This is a genomic window from Flavobacterium sp. (assembly GCF_004211145.1).
Classification (GTDB): domain Bacteria; phylum Bacteroidota; class Bacteroidia; order Flavobacteriales; family Flavobacteriaceae; genus Flavobacterium.
In genome coordinates, this window is record NZ_SEBS01000023.1 from 44363 (window position 1) to 60167 (window position 15805).

Sequence of the window (15805 nt, forward strand, 5' to 3'; positions counted from 1 at the left end):
TAGTTTTTCGGCATAAAAAAAGCGGGAACAAGTCCCGCTTTCAAATATGATCAGATCACTATTAGTTTTTCATGAAACGCAACGTTTTTTGCGCGCTTCCTACAGTAACTTTTACGAAATAAACGCCGTTGGAGAATTCTGAAGTCGGGATCGTCAAGTCAGCATCGCTCGCGATAACTTTCTTGGCGACGATTTGTCCAAGCGTGTTGAACACTTCATACGACGACGGCAAATCTCCTTGAGTACCGATAGTCACAAACGTCTGGGCCGGGTTCGGATACAAGTTCATGCCTTGCAATTTGTCGAACGAATCAGCTGACAACGCCGCGCATTTGTTGGAAGTCGTGAGCGTCGAACGACGTGGCGAGTTCTGCAATACCGCAAGCATTCTTGCTTTTTGGTTCAGCGTGAAAATGTTCATACAGATATCGTTCGTATAATCCATGTAGTTCTCGACCATGTCGTTTCCGGCGGCTAGCGCACATGAATTAACGACCGTATCGCAGTAATAATTCTCAGTTGAAGCGGCAGGCGTGTCTGGGCAATAATCTTTTGCGCTGTCGGTCGCGTTTACAGTACATGAGCTGTTGTCGCCCCAAATATGGCGAAGACCGAAGAAATGCCCGATTTCATGCGTTGCAGTACGTCCTTTATCATAATCAGTATAATAAGATCCCGGAGCGTAATCGGCAGAACCGAAACAACGCCAGTCGATGATCACACCGTCAGTCGTAGCACCGCCGCCGATCGGATTAAGCCCGCCAAGTCCTGAATTGTCAGGAAATTGTGCGTAACCCAAAATTCCGTACATCTCAGCCGATGAATTCGAGCTGAACTGGCAAACCCAGATATTGAAATATTGCGTCGGATCCCAGATCGTATTCGGTTTCAAATTCGTTTCGATGCTTGATTCGGTCGCCCATTGCGCCAAACCGAGGTTTACGCGGTCGATGCCGTTCGTGGCAGTTCCGTCAGGCTTTTGCTGAGCCATGCAAAACTGTACTTCAACGTCAGCTCCGACAGCATTCGTATTGTAACCCGGCGTACCAAAGACACGACGGAAATCATTGTTAAGCACCGTGATTTGCGAAAGAACGCGGGCATCTGAAATGTTTTCGCTTGTTCCGACAGCGTCGCCATTATGGATTACGTGCACGACGACCGGAATCGTTACGACTACGTTTACGCTTTTTCCGCTGGCCATTCTCTGTTTCGCTTCTTCGATTTTTGGAGCGATCCACGCTTCGAATTCCGCTTCGGTCGCACGACCTGATATTTTTTCCTGAAGTGATTGTTCATATTCCGATGAAACACAACGAACCAATCCATTCGATGGGTTGATACTGTTAACGGGCTTTCCGAAAACCGTGCGCGAGGTTTGCGCGAATGATGCGATCGACACCAAAAGGAAAAGCACCGATGTTAAAGTAAAACGATTTCTCATAGACGTGATTTAAGTAAGGGCGCAAATCTAATTTTTTAGTTGGAAAAAACAACCTAAAAGAGGTTAAATCTGCTATTTAAGAGGTGAAAAAATTAAGCCAACTCGGGCTTCATCGTGATTTGCTGCTCGATTGCATTCCACAAACCGATGCGTTTTTCGAGCGCCTGTACAGAAATTTCCTGCACTTCCTTCCATTTTTGAATATCGTCACCGCACAATTCGTCGATCATCTTCATCGCCATCGGGCCGTGTTCGTCGGCATCGAGTTCGATGTGGCGTTCAAAGTAATATACGAGTTGCGACAAATCGGTCTCGGGGAATTGCGCCTGAAAATTCTTGAGGATCTGCGTGAACATATCGGGAATCAAATCTTCGCGCCCGAATGTGAACGCGGCGGCGATCTTGTGCGATTTGCCTTCCTCAATCACGCGGAACGTGAAATCGAGAAACGCCTTCACATCGGCGTGTAAATTACTGCGCTTGATCGCGACGAATTCGTTGTGCAGGGCGAAGATTTCCTCGATGAACAATTCAACTTCCAATGTACTCGCTCCGCAGGATTTCATCGCTTCGAGGTACATTTCGAAATGACTTTTGCGCGTTCCGTCGATCGCAAGATCCGACTCCTCGGCGAGCACGATCTCGTTGATCAAATATCTCGTTTCAGGATTCTTGGTCGCGAACCAAGGTGTTGTCGTACACGTGAGTTTCTGTTGCAACGCCTTCAAAAGAGACATGAAATCCCACACGGCGTACACGTGATTCTCGAGAAAAATGTGCAGATCCTCGACGGTTTTAATCTTGTTGTAAAGCGGATGTTGTAATAGAATATCTTTCTGCGGTTGAATGGCCGCATTGATTGTAGCAATGTTCATGAAGCGGTATTTAGGTCAAAAGTAAAAAAACGTGTCTGGAAATTACGACGGTTCGATAGGATTAACATACATCGTTTTAGCCACCGAAGCGATAATTCGTTGTTGCTCAAAGATTTCAAACCAAACTTTTATGATATACGGTTTTTTGGAGATTGAGGTTTTTGCCTAGCCCGGATACAAGCGGCTAGCCTTTTGAAAAAAGACATTAGCTTTTGCGGCGTTTTGATGGCGACCAAAGTAAGCCCATCAAAAACGCTTGCAAAATCTATGACTTTTGAGAAAGCTAATAGCGGTAGCCGGAATAGCTTCGAATAAAAAAACGAAGAACATCCAATAAAAATGTCCTTCGTTTTTTGCTTTTCGCAATTGTCTGTTACAGACTACTTAAACGCCGGAAACCCGGTAATATCCGCACCCGTAATCAACAAGTGAATGTCGTGCGTTCCTTCATATGTAATCACCGATTCTAAGTTCATCATGTGGCGCATGATCGAATATTCGCCCGTGATGCCCATTCCGCCAAGGATTTGACGTGCTTCGCGTGCGATATTGATCGCCATGTCGACGTTGTTGCGTTTCGCCATCGAAATCTGTGCGGTTGTCGCGCGACCTTCATTCCTCAAGACGCCGAGACGCCACGTCAATAATTGTGCTTTGGTGATTTCGGTGATCATTTCGGCCAATTTCTTTTGCTGCAATTGCGTCGCTCCGATAGGTTTATCGAACTGGATGCGCTCCTGAGAATAACGCAAAGCCGTGTCGTAACAATCCATCGCGGCTCCGATCGCGCCCCATGCGATGCCGTAACGGGCCGAGTCGAGACAGCCTAGCGGCGCGCCGAGACCCGATTTATTTGGTAGCAGGTTCTCTTTCGGAACTTTTACATTGTCGAAAATAAGTTCGCCCGTAGCCGATGCGCGCAACGACCATTTGTTGTGCGTCTCCGGTGTCGTGAAACCTTCCATGCCGCGTTCTACGACGAGCCCGTGGATGCGGCCCGATTCGTCTTTCGCCCAAACTACGGCGATATCGGCGAATGGAGCATTTGAAATCCACATTTTGGCGCCATTCAAAAGGTAGTGGTCGCCTTTGTCTTTAAAGTTCGTGGTCATTCCGCCGGGATTCGAACCGTGATCGGGCTCGGTCAGGCCGAAACAGCCGATGAATTCTCCCGAGGCTAATTTCGGAAGCCATTTCATACGTTGTTCCTCGTTCCCGTATTTCCAGATCGGGTACATGACGAGCGACGATTGCACCGACGCAGTCGATCGGACGCCTGAATCGCCTCGCTCGATTTCCTGCATGATCAAGCCGTAGGAAATCTGGTCGAGGCCCGCGCCTCCGTATTCTTCAGGAATGTATGGACCGAACGCACCGATTTCGGCGAGGCCGTTTATGATCTGTTTCGGGAATTCGGCTTTTTGCGCGTAATCCTCGATGATTGGCGAAACTTCGCGCTTTACCCATTCGCGGGCGGCGTCGCGCACCAATTTGTGCTCGTCGTTCAATAAATCGTCGAGGTTGTAGTAATCGGGCGCTTGGAACAAGTCTGGCTTCATGGAATCAAGTTTTTAACGCGGCAAAAGTAAGGAAGATTATGGGAACGGCAAGGTTACGAAACCGATTTCGTGGAAAGTTTTGGTATGGGATTTTTTTGGATTGATTGGGCGATTTTTTTTGGATTCGCAACCCTTTAAGAGTTTCAAACTCTTAAAGGGTTATAAGGTAAAACCCAAATTCCATCCAACACGCCATTAAAACCATACATTTTCCTAAAATCCGCATCAATCTAATGATTCTCAAAATCAAATTCTCACGCATATCAAAACACCAAATCACCCACAACCCGAAAAAAAATTGTAACATCGTGCAACCCTAATCGTTTTGAAACCGTCTACGTTACAAATCATTCAACCAAAACAACATGAAATCAATCGCTTTACTCCTATTTTTTATAGGGTCAATCCACTGCTTATCGGCACAGACGACCGTAAAAATCATCGATTCCGAAACCAAGGAAGTCATCTCGTACGCCAGTGTCAGCGTGAACAATTCTGAGAATCACATTTCAAACGACGAAGGTTTCTTCACGATTTCAGCCGCAAACAGCAATCCTGATGCGGTTGTCCTGGTCTCGTTCTTCGGGTATGCGGGAAGACAATTGACCGTGGGCGGCATCACATCGAACAATTCAGTCATCGCGTTAAAACCGACTCCCATCGAACTCGACATGGTCAACGTTTCCGGGCCGCCCGACGCAAAAGTGATCATGGCCGAAGTCAAAAAGAACCTTTCCCGCAATTATGGAAATTCGAAACAACCTGTGAAAGACAAACTTTTTATCAGGAAATCGACCTCGTTCGCACCTAAAATCCTTGATCTCGAAATCACCGAATCGTCGGGCTTCACAAAAAACAACTTGAAGACAATCAATTCTGAAGTCACGGCCTTTACGTCAAAATTAGTGTCAAGCCCGCCGCGCGTCTTCATCGACATGCTTTGCAACTATTACAATTCCCCAACAAAATCCACTACCGATGGAAAAACGCTTTCATCCAAACTCGATGTCGTAAAAGCCACGACCCTGAAAGATGAAACGCGTATGAGTTCGCTTGACGATATTGAAAAAGTAACGACTGATCTGTTCCTTAAACATTTGGATTCGACAAAATACTATCGCTTTAAAAGTGGTTGGTTCGGAACAAAAGACACGATTTCGATGCGCAAGGACTTCAACAAGAAAAAGAAAAAGAATAAGGAAGTCAGGAATGAGCTTACGCACGCCAAGACTTCGGTTACTAATTTTACGACCGATCAGAACTTCCTGAACAGCCCGAGCCTGGATTTCATAAAAGAAAGCGACATATATGAGTACAAGTATGAAGGATCGGTCTATATGAACGATGGAAATTTCGCCTATGTCTTGACGTTCAAGCCGCGCAAAGGCCGTGCGAACTACAAGGGCAAAATTTATGTTTCCGACAGTGACTTCGCCGTATTGCGCGCCGACTATTCCTTGTACGAAGGCCGAAAACTCAACAGCGTGAACGTGAAATTATTGCTCGGTGTGAAAACGGCCCAAAATATCAGCCGTGGCACGATTATCTACAAACCCAACAAAGACGGCGAGGGTTATTTCTTGCAATATGCTTCGGAAGAAAGCGGCCAGTACATATATTTGAACCGACCGTTGAAATTCATAGAACTCGCCAAGTCAGACAAGGATGTTTTCGCGCTCGACGTAAAAATCGAAGGCAATATGTTCGAAAAAACCGAATATCTCAACGTGAACCGAAGCGAGATCGCCAGTGCCGATTTCGACGCAGTGAAAGAGGAGAATTTCACCTACCAGAAAATACGAAAATACGACGCGAGTATCTGGAAGGACAATGCCGCGATCGAGCCGCTTGAAGAAATGAAGCAGTTCAGTGTTCCTATTGACAATTGATCAGGATTTTAAATCCAGATAAAAGCCTGAAGTCAGGTTGATGTATTCGGTCGTGTAACGATGCCGCGAGGTTTCGATGACCAATTCATCAACCTGAATTTCGTTTTGGGTTCTTGAGAATGCGATCAGGGTTCGTTTGATTTCCGAATCCGGCGTTCCTTTCACACGCGTAATTTTAATCGGGAACAACTCTTCATTTTGTGCAAGTGCGATGAAATTTTGCTCTTCCTTAAACGGAACTATGACGCAAAAAATTCCTTCGTCCGACAGCAAGACACCGGCCGCTTCGACCAAATCTCCAAAAGGCAACGATTGGTTTTGTCGCGCGTTATCTCTGGATTCATTTCCCGATGAAACACCTTCGGAATAAAACGGCGGATTGGAAACGATCAAATCGTATTCTTCGTCCTCGAGTTCGTCCATGAAATCGTCGAGCGACGCGTGAAAGCAAAAAAGACGATCGTTCCAAGGCGATTGCTCGAAATTCTCAACGGCTTCTTCAAATGCATTCCCGTCGATTTCAAGCGCTTCGATGATTTCGGCCGATGTACGTTGGGCGAGCATCAACGCAATCAAACCTGTTCCTGTTCCGATGTCGAGTATTGAAAATGGATCATGATCAATTAAAGCCCACGCGCCAAGCAAAACCCCGTCGGTACCGACTTTCATTGCGGCTTTTTCCTGACGCACGGCGAATTGCTTGAAATTGAACATCTAGTCGATGGCTTTTACTACGGCTTTTTCAGCTTCTTTGCGCGTGCCGTCGAAACCGTCGACACCTGAAACCGTGGTGTATTTCAACACGTACTTTTTGCCCGGATTCATGCGTTGGTAAACCGACTGGACCATCAAGGTCGCCTCGTGATACCCGCAAAGGATGAGTTTTAATTTTCCGGGATACGTATTCACATCGCCGATCGCGTAAATGCCTGAAATGTTGGTTTGGTAGTCGAGTGCATTGTTAACCTTGATGGCGTTCTTCTCGATTTCCAATCCCCAATTTGCGATCGGGCCGAGCTTCGGAGTCAATCCAAAAAGCGGGATGAAATGGTCGGCGGCGATATTGCGGTGCGCGCCATTTTCGTCTATGTCGATGGATTCGAGTTTCTCTGCTCCGTTGAGCCCGACGACTTCAGCCGGCGTGATGAGTTTTATTTTACCGGCATGTTTGAGTTCCTGGACTTTCTCGACCGAATCGAGAGCGCCGCGGAATTCATTGCGTCTGTGGATCAGCGTGACTTCTGATGCAACGTTCGCGAGGAATACGCTCCAGTCAAGAGCCGAGTCGCCTCCGCCCGCGATCACGACGCGTTTCCCACGGTATTTTTCAGGATCTTTCACGAAATATTCGACGCCTTTGTCTTCGTAGAATTCGATGTCTTCAATAACGGGCTTGCGTGGTTCGAAACTCCCCAAACCACCCGCGATCGCGACGGCGTTGCAATGATGTTGGGTTCCTTTGTTGGTTGTGACGATGAAGGTTCCGTCCTCGAGCGTTTCTATGGTTTCAGCGCGTTCGCCCAATGTGAATCCGGGTTCGAACTGCTTGATCTGTTCCATCTGGTTCTTGATCAGGTCGCCTGCCAGCACTTCAGGAAATCCGGGGATGTCGAAAATGGGTTTCTTTGGATAGAGTTCTGAAAGTTGACCGCCGATTTGTGGCAAAGCGTCAATTATGTGGCATTTCAGTTTTAAAAGTCCTGCTTCGAAAACGGCGAACAATCCGGTTGGGCCGGCGCCGATGATAAGTATGTCGGTTTTGATCATTTTTCTTTTGAACATGGCCTCGGAGTTTGATTTATGTAAAATTCCGGTATTCCTTTGGCCGAGGTTATGATATTTATCAGTTGGACGAAATCGCGCCGATAATCCGCACCCGCGTGAGGGATTTTAGCGGAAATCCTTTTGGTCAACAAACCAAAAGATTGCAGCGGAAGCCCGACGGCGGCGAACTGCTATTGCTTTTGTAACTGCGACTTGACGCCGCCGGCACGCCCAAAAAATTTAAGCGATGTTGGTAACCGTTTCGATTTGTGGCGCGTATTTTTTGATCGTCGTTTCGACTCCGGCCCTCAACGTCATCTGGTTCACGCTGCAGTTTGTGCAGGCGCCTTGCAAACGCACGGTCACGTGTTTGTCGTCGTCGATCGAAACGAGTGAAATATCGCCTCCGTCGCTGTTCAAAAACGGTCGGATTTCTTCGAGCGCCTTTTCTACGGTTTGGGTTAATTCGGTTGTATTCATAGTTTTATTTAAAGGTTTAAAGATTTAAAAATTGAAAGATTCGGTGTCATGATAACCGAGTCTTTAATCTTTTAATCCTTTAATTTTTCAATCTTTCAATTCTTCTTAACGGCAGAACATCCCGCCATCGTCGTGATCTTGATCGCTTCGGTCGGCGGAAGGCTTTCGTTGCGGTTCACGGTTTCCTGCACGACGTTGCGCGTGACTTCCTCGAAAATGCTTTCGATGACCGACGCGGTCTGCATCGCTGCGGGACGACCGTAATCACCGGCTTCGCGTATCGATTGTACGAGCGGCACTTCGCCAAGAAACGGAACGTTCAGATCCTGAGCGAGGTTTTTAGCACCTTCTTTGCCGAAAATGTAATACTTGTTATCAGGCAATTCCTCGGGCGTGAAATAAGCCATGTTCTCAATGATTCCCAAAACCGGCACTTGTATCGCATCGCTGAGGAACATCGAAACGCCTTTCTTGGCATCGGCCAATGCAACGGCTTGTGGCGTGCTGACTACGACCGCGCCCGTGATCGGCAGTGATTGCATGATGCTCAAATGGATGTCGCCCGTGCCCGGCGGAAGGTCGATGAGCATGAAATCGAGATTGCCCCAATCGGCGTCGAAAATCATCTGGTTCAGGGCTTTCGATGCCATCGGTCCGCGCCAGATGACGGCTTGGCTCGGCGCCGTAAAAAAACCGATCGACAATATTTTGATGCCGTAGCTTTCTACGGGTTTCATTTTCGATTTTCCATCGACGGTGACCGAGATTGGTTTTTCCATTTCGACGTCGAACATGATCGGCATGCTCGGCCCGTAAATGTCGGCGTCCAGAATCCCGACGTTGAAGCCCATTTTGGCCAACGTCACGGCGAGATTCGCGGTTACCGTAGATTTCCCGACACCGCCTTTGCCTGAAGCGACTGCGATGATGTTCGAGATTCCGGGAACGGCTTTGCCTTTGATCTGGTTCTCGGTTCCTTTCTCGGGAACTTCGACTTTGGAATTGACTTTTACGTTGATGTCGGGCGAGAACGTTTCATGGATCAGTTTCTTGATGTCGTCTTCGGCTCTTTTGCGGATATGCATCGCGGGCGTTGACAAAACCAGGTCGACTACGACCTCGTCGCCGAACGTGAGTACGTTTTTAACGGCTCCGCTCTCTACCATGTTCTGGCCTTCTCCGGCTATGGTAATGGTTTCGAGCGCTTTCAGTATTTCTTTACGGTCTAATTTCATAGGATTGCGACAGTCTTTATTAAGACTGATTTCAGATTGCAAAGATAATTGACAAATCACAATTGGCAATTGATAATTGGGTAATTAATAGTTAATAATTGAAAACTCTTCGGCGTTCATGCGAAAGTGATAATTGCCGACCGCAACGCAACGTTTTCTGATCGCCTTTAACCGCTTTGCGTCAGTTCGGTTTGATTTAAAAAATTCGTCAAATTTCACATCGACCTCATCAACCGCAGTAATTTTTTTTATATTTTCACGCCACTATCCATTTACAAAACAAACAAAAATGAGAAAAATCGTTTTAACGGCGCTTGTCGCTGCATGCACTATTGCGGCCCACGCCCAAGAAAAAAAGGTTCGCTTCGGCGTTAAAGGCGGATTGAACGTCGCGACGCAAAAAATCGAGGAACTCGGGAGTATCGACCAGGAATCGAAAATCGGATTCCACGTGGGCGGTGTCGTGGAGTTCGCGTTTACTGAGAACCTGTCATTACAGCCTGAAGTCGTGTATTCGAAACAAGGAACGACATTGGAGGATGCGGGAGAAAAAATAGACTTCCATGTCGATTACGTCAATGTTCCGATCGTTTTCAAATACAACAATCTCGGCGTTAAAGGTTTCGGCGTGGGCATCGGTCCTCAGGTCGGATTTTTGGTAAACGCAAAAGCGGAAGGCGGCGGAGAGGAAGAAGACATAAAAGACATCTACAAGTCGACCGATTTCGCAGCCGTCTTAAACCTCGAATATGAATTCGACTTCGGCTTGTTCATTCAGACGCGTTACAACTTTGGATTTACCGACATCAATGACCTGGGCGACAACAAAATCCAGAACCGGGTATTCCAGGTTTCGGCAGGTTACAAATTCTAAAAAAAAAAGGTAGGAAAGAGCAGTCAGGAATGGCTGCTTTTTCGTTTCATGCAATTGAGTTACGTTAGTTGGGCATTTCGATGCGAAGAAAGAATCGCAAGGATTCGAAATGACATTTTTTCCTAAAAGAACCGTTCGTTTTCGGCGCGTATATGAAAATCCCGCGAGAAGAACGCGTCGATTTTTTCATTGAATTCCTTGGCAAAACCAATTAACGTCGCGTGTCCCGAATCGGGCATTATCCAAAGTTGTGCGTTCGGCAAAGCCCTGAAAATCGCGAGCGTGTGTTCTGGCCTGATCATGTCGTGATCGCCGCCTATTACCAAAACCGGCGCTTTGATTTCCGATAAGTCACGCGTTGAAATGTGCGGATTTTCGGCCATCAATTTTTGGAGTTTGTACGAAAGCGAATCTTCAGGTTTTTTGGACGCGCCGCTTTTTATTTTCGTTTCGATTTCGTGAAATCCTTTTTGCATGTTCGTCCATTCGCCGGGTTCGATCGCGGTTTCATCGGGCCACGCATTTGCGCCTGTGATCGCGAGTTTTTTGACTTGTTCGGGATGGCGTTTGGCGAGCAACAACGCGTTGATTCCGCCATCGCTCCAACCGATTACGTCGGCTTTTTGGATTTTCAATTGTTTGAGCAGTTCCGAGAAATCGTCGGCCATCATCTCATAACTCAACGAATCCTTCGCGTCGATCGATTTTCCTTGGGCGCGGCTGTCAGGCACGATCACTTTATACTTTTTCGAGAAATAGTCGATTTGCATCACGAAGTTCGAAATGTTGCCGCCATTGCCATGGATCAAAAGTAATGGCTCGCCGCTTCCGTAGGTTTCACAATACATCTTGAATCCTCGGATGTCGTAGAATTTCCCGGATTTGTTCTTGCCGTAGTCGGACGTTTTTAGCGCGTCGTCATAGGCCTGCTGCGGATTCGGGTTTTCTTTCAACTCTTGTTTCGAACACGAACAAATCGCGGCCGCGAGAGCAATCATCAGCAATTTTTTCATGTCGTGAGCTTTTTGGTTTTTGTGTTTAGGAATGTGATCACTTTTTCGAAATCTTCTTTGCCGATCTCGTCGGCGGCAAGCGAATAGCCGATCCCGACTTTTGATTCGAGCACCATGTTTTTGCCAATCATCCTATAACCTGAAAACACTGACCACAGCATTTTGGTTTCCATCCTGTAATCCTTGAAGATGAAATGGTCGGGCTGGAATTCCCAGATGATTATGCCGTCAGCAGGATAATTTGAAATCGTTTCTTCGATGTTTCTTTCGTACTTCTTTCGGTTGTCGTAAAAATGCAGATGCAACCTGCAACCCCAATACCACAATCCAAACGAAATAAAAATAAACAAATACCCAAAATTGCTTTTCCCGACCACCGCAAAAATCCCAAGCGCCGTAATGATCGCGCCACCAATGAAATAATAATTGCGTTGTTTGAGGACTTTTCCCCACATGTGGTTGAACGTCTCGCGGAATTGTGTGCGATACGCCGTTGGGTTGAACTTGAACTCGAAAATCATGTTGTTGGTTTACAGCGTACAATATATAAAAACGGCGTCAAGCTTGAGCGCCTTTCGCCGTTTTTGATTTCAGATTGCTGATTTTAGATTTCAGATGTAGCGTATGATAAGCACGAGCGCAGCGTTCCTCCTATTCGTATTTCAAATACCGCAAAACATCCACTTTCGTCGCCTTGTATGCCTTCGCGATTACGACCGCGATCGTCAGTGTTCCCAAGACAGCGAATCCGATCAGGAATGGCAGTATCGTAATCTCGACGCGATACGCAAATTCCTCGAGCCATTTCGACAAAATGATGCGCGTCGGAAAAAAGGCGATCGCGAAACCGATGATGCAAAACAGCAAATATTGTTTCGACAATTCCTTGAGCAAAGAACCTGTTTCGGCTCCCAATGTCTTGCGGATCGCGATTTCCTTCATGCGCCTTTCGATTGAAAATGACGCGAGTGAAAACAATCCGAACAATGCGATCAGGATTACGACGACGTTGAGCAACTCGAACAGATTGCGTTGATTGACAAAGGCTTTATACGTTCTCGCGAAATTCTTGTCGACGAAATCATATTCGAACGAATATTCAGGATCGACGGTCTTGTTCCAAAATTTTTCAAGCGACGCCAGCGCGGCTTCGGTCTGCTGCGGATCGACCTTCACCATGATATGGTTGGTGTTGTTGATCATCCAGTCGACGGTTCGGTAATGGAAGAAAATCATCGCCGGAATTTCCTCTTGCGGCCCGTTGATGTGAAAATCCTTGACGATTCCAACAATCGTGAACTCGTGATCGTTCCACTTGAATTTCTTGCCGATCGGATCTTTTTCCTGCATTTTGCGCACCGCCGTTTCGTTTAAAAGCACTGACTGTATCGTGTCGGACGCGAAATCCTTGGATATCTTTCGGCCTTTTACAACCTTTACGTCCATCATGTCGAAAAATTCGAAATCGACCGCCATGTTCTTGGCCATGATCTGATTGTCGTTATAGTCGAATCCCGACGTCGAGTTCACACTATGCCCAAATGAGAACGCGCCTCCCGAAACGGCTTTTACTCCGGGCATTTTTTCGACCTCTTGTTTTACGAGTCTATAACGCGCGACCATTTTTTCCTTGAAATTCGGTTCGTGCCAGTCGTAATTGTTGCGATACACGATATCGACGACCTGATTTCCGTTGAAGCCTAAATCCTTCGTGCTCATAAAATGTACTTGCTCGTACACGATGTGAGAGCCGATTATAAAAAACGTCGCGATCGCAAATTGCATCACAAGCATGCTGTTGCGAATCCAAACGCCGCCTTTGCTGCGCCCGAAATTGCCTTTGAGCACTTTTAAAGTTTCGAAATTCGACACGTAAACGGCCGGGAAAATCCCTGCAAAAACGATCACGAGCACGAAAATCGCGATGAGTTTCAAGAAGAATTCGCTTCCGTTCATCGTTAAATCCTTGCTTAAAAAGTCGTTGTAAAACGGTAATCCGAGTTCGACGATCGCCAACGCGAGCACGATTGAGAACATTGTCGTGAAAACGGTCTCGGACAGGAACTGCAAAACAATGTTCGACTTGCTCGCGCCCATGATCCGACGTACGCCGACTTCTTTCGCGCGTTTTATCGCGCCGGCCGTGGCAAGATTCACGTAATTCACGATAGATAAAACCAAAATCAGCAGCGATAGGCTCGCCATTATGAGCAGGAATTTGTAGTTGCCTTTACCTTCAGGATAACCGTCGATTTTGGAATGAAGGCGCGCGTCGTCCAACGGTTCGAGCGCCACGTTGACCTGCCCGTTCTTTTTGATGTAGTCGTCAAGCGCCATGCCTTCTTCCTTGGCATATTTGGCCGAGATATTTTCGACATACAGTCGCTCGAGCTGTTTGATGACCTTATCCTTGTCGTCGGGATTTTTGAGCCGAAGCAACAGCGAGAAATTGTAATTTCCCCATTGGTCTTTGTTCTCGCGCAAAAACTGTTCGATGTTGCGGGTCATGATATTGGGCGCGATCGACGATTTCGTATCGTTTCGATACACGCCGCGGATCGTAAACTTCTTGTTCGACATCACGACTTGTTTCCCAACGGCTTTCTCATTTCCGAAAATCGCTTTTGCCGTTTTTTCCTCGAGCGCCATGCTGTTTTCGTCGGTAAGCGCAGATTCGGGCGTGCCTTCGATAAATTCGAACGGGAAATACGAAAAGAACAATTGCTGTCCCTCGAAGATTTTTTCGACGAGGAATTTCTTGCCGCCATAATGCACGACTTCTTTGTGATAGCCCGATTCGGTATAGCAATAATCCTGGAGTTCGGGAACCGTTTCTTTGGCATAACGCCCGAGGGGCTCGTTGGAGTAAGGCCAGCTCAGGTCAGCACTTACGCTGTTCACGACCTGGAAAATGTTGTCCTTTCCGGGATTCCATTGGTTGTACGAATGTTCGTCGTTCCAATACAAAACGGCAAATACGATTCCCGCGATCCCAATCGAAAGCCCGAGCGTATTTAAAATTGAGAACAGCTTGTTTTGCTTGAGCTGATACACGAAAACCTTGATCCAGTTCTTTATCATGACAAAGCCGTTTTTTTGTTTTCGACCAATCTGATCGGTTCGACTTCGATGTTTTTTATCTTCTCCACGCGGATTTCGGGTCTCGGCATCTTTGGGATATCGATGTTCACGCCCGACGTATAACTCCCGATCGCCGACGTCACGGCCATCGTAAATCTAAATATGATCTTCGTCATCGCGTTTCGTTTTGGGCGTCCATGAATACGTCGACGTTGCGCTGATTTTTCTTCTCAGAGAACACCACGCCGTCTTTCATGTGAATCGTGCGTTGGGAAAATGACGCGTCGTAGTCAGAGTGCGTCACCATTAGGATCGTCGCGCCTTTCGCGTGCAGATCGGTCAGGAGTTCCATGACTTCGTTGCCGTTTTTGGAGTCGAGGTTTCCCGTCGGTTCATCGGCAAGGATGATTTTCGGATCGTTTACCAAGGCTCTCGCGACGGCGACGCGTTGCTGTTGTCCGCCCGACAGTTGCTGTGGAAAATGCTTCAACCGATGTGCGATTCCCAGTTTCTCGGCGATTTCCTCGACTTTCTTCTTGCGGTCGGACGATGGAACTTTGTTGTAAATCAACGGCAATTCGATGTTGTCGAACACCGACAATTCGTCGATCAGGTTGAAATTCTGGAAAATGAACCCGATGTTGTGCTTCCGGAATTCGGCGCGTTCCTTTTCCTTGAGCCCGATCATCTCGCTGCCGAGCAACTGGTAACTTCCGCCGCTCGCGCTGTCGAGCAACCCGATGATGTTGAGCAACGTCGATTTCCCGCAGCCCGACGGCCCCATGACCGATACGAAATCGCCTTGGTTGATTTTGATCGAAATGCCGTTGAGCGCGGTTGTTTGCACGTCTTCAGTGCGGAAAATTTTTGAAAGGTTGTTGATTGTGATCATATTTTTTGAGTGATGATTGACAATGGATAATTGACAATTCATAATGCAAAATTGCGTATAACTCTTGCATTAGTATTTTCGTTTTCTTTATTTCGAAATGCCGATTATCGGATTGTTTTTGTTTTTTGCTTTCGATTTTTTCTCGTTAACGTTTCGTACTCTGAACTCCGATAATTTTCAATTGTCAATTATCCAATGTCAATTCCCTCCCCGTTTCAGTCCACTTACACTTGAACATTCCTTTTGCATTTTTACCTTTGAACACGAGTCGGTATTCTTTTCCGGCCTCGAGTTCGAAGGTTTTTTTGTCGGTATTCACGCCTTTCCCATTTGAACCTAGCGCAAGTGTCGCTACGTGACGCTCTTCTCCATTTCCCGAAAATACGATTTCGCCTTCACCTTTGGTAAGTGCCAAAACGTAATCGAATAAAAGTTTTACGTTAGCGTCCGAAACAAACGTGATGTAACTTTCTCCGGAATACTCCTTGAATTTGGCCGACGTTGACGCTTCATTAGTGTCGTTGCTCCATTTTTTACTGTCGACACCTTGCGTAAAGTGAGTTCCCGAAACCGTGACGTGTTTTGATTGTGCGCTTACCGAAATTGCAATAAGGAAAAGCGCGATTGAAGTTAGATTTTTCATTTAGATTGGTGATTTTTTTTAATTGACAATGGATAATGGATAATTGACAATTAGAT

At 46.7% G+C, this 15805-nt stretch carries 15 protein-coding genes; 2 read left to right on the forward strand and 13 right to left on the reverse strand.

Translation table 11 applies throughout. From position 1 onward, the window contains the following. Positions 1 to 61: 61 nt before the first annotated feature. The 3 genes from EOO50_RS11615 to EOO50_RS11625 form a co-directional block, all read right to left on the reverse strand. Entirely contained in the window at positions 62 to 1444 is a 1383-nt protein-coding gene (locus EOO50_RS11615) for a T9SS type A sorting domain-containing protein (RefSeq protein WP_290840290.1), read from the reverse strand. A 92-nt stretch (positions 1445 to 1536) separates the two neighbouring features. After that, positions 1537 to 2319: a DUF3050 domain-containing protein gene (locus tag EOO50_RS11620; protein WP_290840292.1), complete on the reverse strand. Its 783-nt coding sequence runs from the start codon at positions 2317 to 2319 to the stop codon at positions 1537 to 1539. Between the two features lie 380 nt (positions 2320 to 2699). Next, positions 2700 to 3878: an acyl-CoA dehydrogenase family protein gene (locus tag EOO50_RS11625; protein ID WP_290840294.1), complete on the reverse strand. Its 1179-nt coding sequence runs from the start codon at positions 3876 to 3878 to the stop codon at positions 2700 to 2702. Positions 3879 to 4243: 365 nt separating this feature from the next. Here EOO50_RS11625 and EOO50_RS11630 point away from each other — a divergent pair, with 365 nt between their 5' ends. Further along, positions 4244 to 5767 (forward strand): carboxypeptidase-like regulatory domain-containing protein, encoded by a 1524-nt coding sequence (locus tag EOO50_RS11630; RefSeq protein WP_290840296.1) that lies wholly within the window; start codon positions 4244 to 4246, stop codon positions 5765 to 5767. Here EOO50_RS11630 and EOO50_RS11635 read toward each other — a convergent pair whose 3' ends face one another. The 4 genes from EOO50_RS11635 to EOO50_RS11650 all read right to left on the reverse strand — a co-directional run bounded on the left by EOO50_RS11635 (position 5768) and on the right by EOO50_RS11650 (position 9246). Then, positions 5768 to 6481, reverse strand: coding sequence for a methyltransferase (locus tag EOO50_RS11635; protein WP_290840298.1), 714 nt, complete (start codon positions 6479 to 6481; stop codon positions 5768 to 5770). It lies immediately after the preceding gene. Continuing rightward, positions 6482 to 7534: an NAD(P)/FAD-dependent oxidoreductase gene (locus EOO50_RS11640; protein WP_290840319.1), complete on the reverse strand. Its 1053-nt coding sequence runs from the start codon at positions 7532 to 7534 to the stop codon at positions 6482 to 6484. A 237-nt stretch (positions 7535 to 7771) separates the two neighbouring features. After that, on the reverse strand, positions 7772 to 8011 hold the full coding sequence (locus EOO50_RS11645) for a NifU family protein (protein WP_290840300.1): 240 nt from the start codon (positions 8009 to 8011) through the stop codon (positions 7772 to 7774). A 95-nt stretch (positions 8012 to 8106) separates the two neighbouring features. Next, positions 8107 to 9246: an Mrp/NBP35 family ATP-binding protein gene (locus EOO50_RS11650; RefSeq protein ID WP_290840302.1), complete on the reverse strand. Its 1140-nt coding sequence runs from the start codon at positions 9244 to 9246 to the stop codon at positions 8107 to 8109. Positions 9247 to 9535: 289 nt separating this feature from the next. Here EOO50_RS11650 and EOO50_RS11655 point away from each other — a divergent pair, with 289 nt between their 5' ends. After that, complete coding sequence (locus EOO50_RS11655; protein WP_290840304.1) at positions 9536 to 10120, forward strand: porin family protein; 585 nt, start codon at positions 9536 to 9538, stop codon at positions 10118 to 10120. A 122-nt stretch (positions 10121 to 10242) separates the two neighbouring features. On the opposite strand, the gene EOO50_RS11660 is transcribed toward EOO50_RS11655, so the two are convergent. The 6 genes from EOO50_RS11660 to EOO50_RS11685 form a co-directional block, all read right to left on the reverse strand. After that, positions 10243 to 11133 (reverse strand): alpha/beta hydrolase, encoded by an 891-nt coding sequence (locus tag EOO50_RS11660; RefSeq protein ID WP_290840305.1) that lies wholly within the window; start codon positions 11131 to 11133, stop codon positions 10243 to 10245. Beyond that, positions 11130 to 11654 (reverse strand): hypothetical protein, encoded by a 525-nt coding sequence (locus EOO50_RS11665; protein ID WP_290840307.1) that lies wholly within the window; start codon positions 11652 to 11654, stop codon positions 11130 to 11132. Before EOO50_RS11665 ends, EOO50_RS11660 begins: the two co-directional genes overlap by 4 nt. Positions 11655 to 11784: 130 nt before the next feature. Further along, positions 11785 to 14214, reverse strand: a complete 2430-nt coding sequence (locus EOO50_RS11670; RefSeq protein WP_290840309.1) for an ABC transporter permease — start codon at positions 14212 to 14214, stop codon at positions 11785 to 11787. Then, positions 14211 to 14390 (reverse strand): hypothetical protein, encoded by a 180-nt coding sequence (locus EOO50_RS11675; RefSeq protein ID WP_290840311.1) that lies wholly within the window; start codon positions 14388 to 14390, stop codon positions 14211 to 14213. The genes EOO50_RS11670 and EOO50_RS11675 overlap by 4 nt, the downstream gene beginning before the upstream one ends. After that, entirely contained in the window at positions 14387 to 15106 is a 720-nt protein-coding gene (locus tag EOO50_RS11680) for an ABC transporter ATP-binding protein (protein ID WP_290840313.1), read from the reverse strand. Before EOO50_RS11680 ends, EOO50_RS11675 begins: the two co-directional genes overlap by 4 nt. Before the next feature lie 184 nt (positions 15107 to 15290). Further along, entirely contained in the window at positions 15291 to 15749 is a 459-nt protein-coding gene (locus EOO50_RS11685; RefSeq protein ID WP_290840315.1) for a hypothetical protein, read from the reverse strand. Positions 15750 to 15805: the final 56 nt, after the last annotated feature.